The 241-nt window shown below is 31.1% G+C and carries 1 pseudogene; it reads left to right on the top strand.

Going from position 1 to position 241, the window contains the following annotated elements:
• Positions 1 to 11 precede the first annotated feature (11 nt).
• Positions 12 to 241 (top strand): annotated as a pseudogene (locus ACYQZV_RS09190) (hypothetical protein); the annotation flags it as partial.

Genomic DNA, 241 nt, shown 5'->3' with positions numbered 1-241 from the left:
ATAATCTCTCTATGGATGATAAAGAAGGATTAGAAGAGCATTGGAAAGAGATTGAAGAGTTAAGAAACATCCAATCCTCAGATGTTCTTTTTAAGCTCATCATGAAAAATCCAGAGAACATAAAAACATTCTTACAGGCCTATGAACCAAAACTAGCCAAACATCTTGATTTAGAAAGCATCAGGATATTAGATACAGAAAAATACAATACTATTGAAGGTAAAAAGAAATACTTAGACTT

This window comes from Hydrogenobaculum acidophilum (genome assembly GCF_054656715.1).
Note: the sequence above shows the minus strand (reverse complement) of the source record. Positions and strands in the feature narration are given on the sequence as shown.